Genomic DNA, 8,199 nt, shown 5'->3' on the forward strand with positions numbered 1-8,199 from the left:
ACACGGAACCTGCACGCCCACCGGGCCCACGCTGTGGTAGACTTTCTGTGTCACTGATTCTCTTAGTCTGGTAAATATGCCCTGGAATGACCCTGGTGACAGGTGTTCATTCCAGGGCATATTTCCCTGACTAAGAGAAGCAGTGACACAGAAGGTCTACCTCAGCGTGGGCCCTGTGGGCGTGCAGGTTCCGTGTGTGGCTGGTGTGCTGCGGCATGGTCGGCAGCGATTGATGACCGACTCTGGAGCGGGTGCCTTGTCTGGTCTCGCGGTTCAGGGTGGGTGGACTATTCGGCGGGTTGGATCTCGCTCTCGGTGACCCACTTGTGGTTGGTCATCGTCATCCCGTCGACGGTGAGATCAACCATGTAGACCGTCTCCTCGGTGGAGTAATCGATGGTGGCCTCAGCACCCTTCATGCCGGACATGTGCTCGGCATCCAGGACAACGCTCGCCCCGTCGGGCAGGGGGGCCTGACCCGGATCGACGAGCTCCTCATGGACGACCCAGCGGTGGTCGGTAACCGGGGCCCCACCCTCGGCGGGGGTGTAGCTGACCGAATAGGTCGTGGTGTCAAACGCCCCGGAAATGGTGGCGGTGGCCCCGTCCATGCCGGGCGTGTGGTCAGCGGTGAGGATGACCTCGGTGCCCACCGGGTACGTGGGATCCTCGGCCTCTTCAATGCCTGCCGGCGGTGCCCCGCCGTCGGCAGGGTGGTCGTGCCCGCCGTGCTCTTCGTCGGCAGTGGTGGTGTCTTCCTGGTGGGTCTCGTTGGTCTCTGCGGTTGCCGTCGTGGTGCTGGTGGTGTCGGCATCGTCGGAGTTGTCGGTGGCGTCGCTGCAGGCGGTCAGCGCCAGGGTGGAGGTCAGTACCAAGGCGGCGAGGGTAATGCTGCGTTTCATGAGCGTTCCTTTCAAAGGTGGTGTGAGTTAGGGGTCGAGAGACAAGGTCAGTCAGTAACGGTTACGGGGGATATCGACCTACTGTGTTCCTCCTTCCCGTCGGTCGGAGCCAGGTGAGCCGGCTCCAGATCAATGCGGCGCAACAGCTGGGCGTTCAGGGCCACCACGATGGTCGAGGCAGACATCAAGATCGCGCCCACGGCCGGGGACATCACGAACCCGATCGAGGCGAGCACTCCGGCAGCCAGCGGCACGGCGAGGATGTTGTAGCCAGAGGCCCAGATCAGGTTCTGGATCATCTTGCGGTAGCTGGTCTGGGACAGCTCAATCATCGACAGCACTGCCCGCGGGTCATCACTGGCTAGGACCACCCCGGCAGATTCCATGGCCACATCCGTGCCGGCACCAATGGCGATACCGACGTCCGCGCGGGTCAGAGCGGGGGCGTCATTGACACCGTCACCGACCATGGCCACGCTCAAACCCCGGTCCTGCAGCTGCGTGACCTTGGTGTCTTTGTCCTGGGGCAGGACCTCGGCGAAGACCTCATCAATGCCTAGGTCCTGACCAACCGCCTGGGCCACCTGTTGCGCGTCGCCGGTGATCATCGCGACCTTCACCCCGCGTTCCTGCAGGGCTTTCACAGCGGCGCGGGATTCGGGGCGGATCTTGTCCTCGACGGCCACCGCACCGATGATCTGACCGTCGCGGACAATATGGAGCACACCGGCCCCACGCCCGGTCCAGGCACTGGTGGTGTCGGTGAGCTCGGCCGGGGTGGTGAGGTTGAACTCGCGCAGCATGTTCGGCCCGCCCACGAGGATCTCAGCGCCATCGACAGTGGCCCGGACTCCCCGGCCGGAGGCGGCGTTGAAACCAGTTGCACGGATTTGCCGACGGGAGGCCTCGGGATGGGCGGCCGCGGCCGCCACGATGGCGCGGGCCACGGGGTGCTCGCTGTCGGCCTCCGCAGCGGCGGCCAGGGCCAGTAGCTCGTCCTCGGTGACGCCGACAGCTGCCGCGACACCGGTGACCGCGTGCGCACCCTCGGTCAGGGTGCCGGTTTTGTCGAAGAGCACCACGTCGATGGTGCGCATCCGCTCGAGCGCCATCCGGTCCTTGATGAGCACCCCGGATTTCGCGGCCCGCTCGCTGGAGATCGCAATGACCAGCGGAATCGCCAGGCCCAGGGCGTGCGGACAGGCGATGACCAGCACCGTAACCGTGCGCACCACGGCATCGTCCGGGCTGCCGATGATGGTCCACACCACCGCGGTGATCAGAGCGGAGATCAGCGCGAACCAGAACAACAACGCCGCCGCCCGATCCGCCAGGGCCTGGGCCCGGGAGGAGGACTCCTGGGCGTCGGCAACCATGCGTTGGATCCCAGCCAGGGCGGTGTCCCCGCCGGTAGCCTCCACCCGGATGCGGACGGTGTTGTCGGTGGCCACAGTACCGGCGACCACCTTGTCACCGGTGTCGCGGAAGACGGGACGGGATTCGCCGGTGATCATCGCCTCATCGAATTCGGCGGCTCCGTCGAGGATGGTTCCGTCGGCCGGCACCCGGGCACCGGCCCTCACCAGAACGACGTCGTCGACGACCAGCTCGGAGATGGCCACGGTGCGGGTGGTCCCGTCGATGACTTTCTCGGCCTCATCCGGCAGCAGGGCAGCCAGCGCGTCAAGCGCGGAGGACGCGGCCCCGAGAGCGCGCATCTCCAGCCAGTGGCCCAGCAGCATGATGGTCACCAGCAGGGCCAGCTCCCACCAGAAGTCCAGGTCAAAACCACCCAGCCCCAGAGTGGTGACCCAGGAGGCGACAAACGCCACGGTGATGGCCATGGCGATCAGGAGCATCATCCCGGGTTGGCGGGATTTCAGTTCTTTCCATGCGCCCTTGAGGAAAGGCGTTCCGCCGTAGACGAAGATGATCGTGCCCAGCACCGGGGGGATCCAGGTGGATCCGGGGAATGCCGGGAGGTGGTAGCCAAGCAGGTGGGCGACCATGGGGCTGAAAATAACGACGGGAATGGACAAAATCAGCGACCACCAGAAGCGGTCCCGAAACATTGCGGTGCTGTGTCCGGCGTGTTCGCCGTGACCATGAACGTGGTGGTCTTCGTCCGGGGCGGAATGCGGGTGATCGTGGGGCATTGCCTGGCCGTGGGGGTCGGCATCTGCGTGGTGTTCGTGGCTGGCATGATCCGGGTGGTGGGTGTGGTCTGTTTCCGGAGCGGGGTGATCACCATGGTGATCACCCGAATGGTGGGGAGTGCTCATGACGTTCCTTTCGCTCAACCCGGTCGGGGTCGAGATGATGGGTAAAACTGATCAGGATAAGACGGTGTAGCCGACCTCCTCGATGGCCCGGCGAACCATCTCCGGAGGTACGGCACCGGTGACCGTGATGGTGGAAACTCCACCAGCAGCGAGATCAATCTGGACGTCGTCGACCTGGGGGAGGGCCTGAAGGGCCTGGGTCACGCTTTTCGCGCAGTGCCCGCAGGTCAGGCCGGTGACCTGGTAGCTAGGGGAGGACCCTCCTGCTGACGAGTCGCTGGTGGCAGGGGTGGAGGCGGTGTCGGCACGTGAGGCAGGTCCGCAACAGCTGCAGCCGTGGGAGGCCATCGGCAAGAGGCGGGGCGGGGAGGTGATCATGGGAAAGCTCCTACGAGTCGGTGGGATGCGGCGATGCCACTCTCTAGCATATACCCCCCCAGGGGTATATTTTCAATGGGTGGAGGGCGCGGCTCTCATGCGGGGCAGGGTGTGGTCACCGAGCAGCCTCCTCACTGTCGGGAGGGGACAGCGGGAGGCGGAGGGCAAACACCGCTCCGCGACCGGGTCCGGGGGAGGTGGCGGTGAGAGTGCCGCCGTGGGCCTCGATCAATGCCTTGGAGATGGTCAGACCGATACCGGCCCCGCCGTCGTCCCGGCTGCGGGCGGCATCCCCCCGGTAGAAGCGTTCGAAGATGTATCTGAGCTGGTCAGGCGGGATGCCCTCGCCGTCATCGGCGACGTGGATGAGTGCGGTGGACGCCCCCTGTCGGTGGACGCTGATCCGGACCTGCCCGCCGGCCGGGGTGTGTCGTAGCGCGTTCGACAGGAGATTGCTCATCACCTGGCCGAAGCGTTGCCGGTCCACGAGCGCCCGGGCGGTGTGTGTAATGGTCTCGATCTGTAAATCGACGCCTTTGTCAGCATAAGCTTCCCCCGCGGCAGCAGCGGCGGTATGGAGCAGATCCCCGAGCCCTTCCTCCGCCAGGTCCAAATCGATCCGGTGTTCCTGGGCCCGGGAGACATCGTCGATGTCTTCCATCAACCGGGTCAGGCGGGTGAGTTGGTCAGCCATGATCGTGTGGGTGGCATTATTCCAGTCCACGACCCCGTCCTGGAGACCATCGAGGTAGACCGTGAGCACCGATAAGGGGGTGCCCATTTCGTGGGCCAGATCAGAGAGCATCTGGCGGCGGACCTGTTCGGTGTGTTCCAGCCGATCGGCCATGGTGTTGAAGGCATGCGCCAGGGTGGTGACCTCGGGGCCTGCTTTTCCGGCGGGCACGCGGATACGGGAGTTGCCGGCCGTCAGGCTGGTAGCGGCGCGGGTGAGATCCTGCAGGGGGTGCGCAGACGACGCGATAACCACAGGCTGGCCAGCAGGGCGCTGATCAAGGCGGTGGGCAGGGCGACGGCCAGGGTGATCAGGTTGGCGCCCCGGTAGGCCTGCTCGGCATGGAACAGCTCCAGCGAGGGGTCCTCCTGGCCGGTCATCAACATATGATCATGGAACAGGGTCGGACCCACCGTCGTGGCCACGGCCGCGGCCACCAGCAGGCTAATCACCACGACCAACACCTGGGCGGCCAGGAAGCGGAAGGTCAGGCCGGGTCCGTGATTCATGGTTGCCCCACCCGGTAGCCCACGCCACGCACGGTGTCGATAAACCCCCGGCCCCGGGTGTCGGTGCCGAGCTTGCGACGCAAGTTGCCGATGTGGACATCGACGATGCGTTCATCACCGACCCAGGTGGTGTCCCAGACCTCGGTGACCAGGTCGTGGCGGGTCAGCACCTGGCTGGGGCGCAGGGCCAGGGCAACCAGCAGCTCGAACTCCGTGCGGGTGAGCTCCACGGTCGTCTCCCCCACCCGCACCTGATGGGCGACGGGGTCAAGGATGAGGTCACCAACGATCAAGGGGGTGGTCACCTGCGGTGGGGTGGTGCTGGTGCGCGGGCGGCGCAGCACCGCATGCACCCGGGTCACCAGTTCCCGGATGCTAAAAGGTTTGGTGATGTAGTCATCCGCCCCCAAGGTCAAACCGCTGATCTTGTCGTCCTCGCTGCCACGCGCGGTGAGCATGAGGATGTAGCAGTCCGAGAAGGTGCGGATCCGTCGGCACACCTCCAGGCCGTCGAGTTCGGGCAGCCCCAGATCCAGCACCACAACATCAGGGGAAAAGCGACGAGCCTCGTCCACGGCCTGGGTGCCGGTGTGAGCCTGGCGGGTATCGAAGCCGGCCCTGATGAGGTAGGAGGCCACCATCTGAGCCAGGGGTTGTTCATCATCGACGACCAGCGCCCGCCCCGGGGGCGTGGCGGTGGTCGGTGTGCGGTCAGCCATAGGCCCCAGTATTGCTCCGGTCAGGGGGGAATACCACCCTCGCTCAGTGCCCGGCGGGGCAATCTTCATCAAATCTTCAAACATCACCCTTCGACTGCCGTCACCCTTGTGCCCCACCCCGGGCCGGCGGCATCGCCTCCCCTGGTCGGTTCAGCAGGCGCCACCAGGGATTTCACTGCCTGCACCGCATACCCGGGGCGGGTAGAAGGACATCGCCCACGGCTGTGGGGTGGTGTCCCGGTGGTGACCCCGCCCACCGAATCCACCCCCTTTTCGCCCTGTTATAAGGCTGTGAGCAGGGCTTTTGATTTCTAGTCCGTCAGGCACCCGTGCTAGATAAAGGTATGACATCGACCTTGAGGCGGTGTCTTCTCACGGTCTTACCACGATCCAAGGAGATTGACGTGAAACGAGCAGCGATCGCAGCCGCCGCCCTTGCCCTCGCCCTCACGGGGTGTTCGGCCGCCGACCCGGAACCCACCGCCGACGGGACGGTGTCCCGGGATACATTCCTGACTACCCATGGCCTGGCCGCCATGGACGCGGTGGAGATCATTGATCACCTCGACCGGCAGAAGGTCACTGAGCGTCCCACGGATCTGATCGCTTCAGTGCGTGCCGATGAACTGCTGCTCTCGAGCGATGACCAGGAAGTCGTGGTCGATCTTCCCGACAATCAGACGTATGTCTCGATCGCGCCCTATCTCACCTCCACCCACGACTGCTTCTACCACAGCCTCACGACCTGCCTGGGGGAACTCGACAATGAGGATATCCAGATCACGATCACCGATGAGGCGACCGGTGAGGTGCTGGTGGACGAGGCGACAACCACCTTCGACAACGGGTTTATTGGCTTCTGGCTTCCCGATGATGCCACCGGCCTGATTGAGGTCAGCTACCAGGGGCGTACCGGCACCGCGGAGTTTTCCACCGCCGACGATGGTGCCACCTGTGTCACAGACCTGCACCTGACGTGATGGCTCAGCAGGGTCCTCACCTGCGCCTGTCTCCCGTGTCACTGAAATCTAACACCAAGGAAGGTTAAATCATGATGAACGGATTTTCCCGACGACAGTTTCTGCTCGGCGGGCTCGTCCTCGCCGGCACCGGGGCCGTGGCCGCCTGCACCAGCGACCCTGGACCCGCTGCCTCGGCACCAGGTTCCTCTCTTCGCCCCACTCCCACCCCCACTGCGCTCGGTGAGCCGACGGTGCGCCGGACACTGACCGCCCGGCCCCTCTCTCTGGATATCGGCGGCATCGAAGCCAAGACGTGGGGGTACGTCTCTGACACCGGGGATGCGGCCATTGAGGCCACCGCCGGCGACGTCCTCCAGGTCGATATCACCAATGAACTTCCTGAGAGCACCTCCATCCACTGGCATGGTATCGCACTCCACAACGCAGCCGACGGTGTGCCCGGCATGACCCAGGACCCCATTGAACCTGGCGAGTCTTTCTCCTATGTTTTTGAAGTCCCCCACAGTGGCACCTACTTCTACCATTCCCACTCCGGCCTGCAGCTTGATCGCGGCCTCCACGCCCCACTGATCGTCCGTGACCCGCAAGACGCTGAGGACCAGGACGTCGAGTGGACCATCGTGCTCGACGACTGGGTCGATGGCATTCAGGGCACTCCCGACGATGAGCTCGACAAGCTCACCGGAATGGGTTCAGGCGACCATAACGGGAAGAAGGGAATGGGAGGTCACGGCCAGATGATGCACGGCACCCCGGACCGGGTACTGGGCGGGGATGCTGGCGATGTGATGTATCCGCACTACCTCATCAACGGACGTATCCCCCGTGCTCACCGGACCTTCGAGGCTCGCCCGGGCGACAAGGCCCGCCTGCGGTTTATCAACTCCGGCGGTGACACCATCTTCAAGGTGGCCCTCGGTGGTCACCGCATGACCGTCACCCACACCGACGGCTTCCCCGTCCAGCCTCGGGAGACCGAATCGATCTACCTGTCGATGGGCGAGCGTGTCGACGTCGAGGTCATCCTCGGCGACGGCATCTTCCCGCTCACGGCTTTGGCGGTGGGTAAGGACGACCGCGCCTTCGCCGTCATCCGCACCGCCGGCGGCCAGGCCCCCCACCCCGATGTCGACTTCCCCGAGTTGTCGTCCACCGGACTGCTTCTGTCCTCCCTGAAGCCAGCAGACCGTGCACTCCTGCCCGAGGACACACCAGACCGAGAAGTCAGTATCGACCTGGGCGGGCAGATGATGCCGTATGAATGGAGCATTCTCACCGACGGCCAATCCTCCTCCGCGACCGTGCAGGAGGGCCAGCGCCTGCGGATGGTCATGCGCAACAGAACCATGATGCCCCATCCCATGCACATCCACGGCCACACGTGGGCGCTGCCCGGCAGCGGCGGGCTACGCAAGGACACCGTCCTTCTCCGCCACGGTGAAACCATGATCGCCGACCTGATCGCTGACAACCCCGGTGAGTGGGCATTTCACTGCCATAACGCCTATCACCTGGAAACCGGGATGTTCAGCTCGCTTCGCTACGAGTAACCCCCACAGCAGGGTTGAGTGCCGAGGTGGGCGGGGGTGTCCCCCGAGTAGTGGACACGGCGTTGGTGTGAAGTGTCCCAGGTTTTGTTCCGTTTGAGTAGATGGGAAAATCTGGAACATGCCAAGAAAATTTGACCAGGATG

The 8,199-nt window shown here is 64.5% G+C and carries 6 protein-coding genes and 1 pseudogene; 2 read left to right on the top strand and 5 right to left on the bottom strand.

Annotated features, from left to right (window positions below):
* Positions 1-287 precede the first annotated feature (287 nt).
* From ABRP87_RS10895 to copR, 5 genes and pseudogenes are all read right to left on the bottom strand, one after another.
* Positions 288-902, bottom strand: a complete 615-nt coding sequence (locus ABRP87_RS10895; RefSeq protein ID WP_239269695.1) for a YdhK family protein — start codon at positions 900-902, stop codon at positions 288-290.
* Positions 903-949: 47 nt separating this feature from the next.
* Entirely contained in the window at positions 950-3,184 is a 2,235-nt protein-coding gene (locus ABRP87_RS10900; protein ID WP_349868794.1) for a copper-translocating P-type ATPase, read from the bottom strand.
* 51 nt (positions 3,185-3,235) lie between these two features.
* Entirely contained in the window at positions 3,236-3,562 is a 327-nt protein-coding gene (locus ABRP87_RS10905) for a heavy-metal-associated domain-containing protein (protein ID WP_239269693.1), read from the bottom strand.
* Between the two features lie 115 nt (positions 3,563-3,677).
* Positions 3,678-4,804: pseudogene (gene copS, locus ABRP87_RS10910) on the bottom strand (two-component system sensor histidine kinase CopS).
* A complete protein-coding gene (gene copR / locus ABRP87_RS10915; RefSeq protein ID WP_349868796.1) occupies positions 4,801-5,523 on the bottom strand; it encodes a two-component system response regulator CopR in 723 nt (240 codons plus the stop codon). Before copR ends, copS begins: the two are co-directional and overlap by 4 nt.
* Positions 5,524-5,927: 404 nt before the next feature.
* On the opposite strand from copR, the gene ABRP87_RS10920 reads away from it, so the two are divergent.
* Together ABRP87_RS10920 and ABRP87_RS10925 are read left to right on the top strand one after the other, a co-directional pair.
* Positions 5,928-6,503 (top strand): CueP family metal-binding protein, encoded by a 576-nt coding sequence (locus ABRP87_RS10920; protein WP_023016447.1) that lies wholly within the window; start codon positions 5,928-5,930, stop codon positions 6,501-6,503.
* Between the two features lie 71 nt (positions 6,504-6,574).
* Complete coding sequence (locus tag ABRP87_RS10925) at positions 6,575-8,056, top strand: multicopper oxidase family protein (protein ID WP_023028062.1); 1,482 nt, start codon at positions 6,575-6,577, stop codon at positions 8,054-8,056.
* Positions 8,057-8,199: the final 143 nt, after the last annotated feature.

This window comes from Corynebacterium sp. KPL2830 (assembly GCF_040225635.1).
Lineage (GTDB): Bacteria > Actinomycetota > Actinomycetes > Mycobacteriales > Mycobacteriaceae > Corynebacterium.

Coding starts and splice junctions, on each gene's coding strand:
- ABRP87_RS10895 (WP_239269695.1), bottom strand. CDS start 902: ATGAAACGCAGCATTACCCTCGCCGCCTTGGTACTGACCTCCACCCTG.
- ABRP87_RS10900 (WP_349868794.1), bottom strand. CDS start 3,184: ATGAGCACTCCCCACCATTCGGGTGATCACCATGGTGATCACCCCGCT.
- ABRP87_RS10905 (WP_239269693.1), bottom strand. CDS start 3,562: ATGATCACCTCCCCGCCCCGCCTCTTGCCGATGGCCTCCCACGGCTGC.
- copR (WP_349868796.1), bottom strand. CDS start 5,523: ATGGCTGACCGCACACCGACCACCGCCACGCCCCCGGGGCGGGCGCTG.
- ABRP87_RS10925 (WP_023028062.1), top strand. CDS start 6,575: ATGATGAACGGATTTTCCCGACGACAGTTTCTGCTCGGCGGGCTCGTC.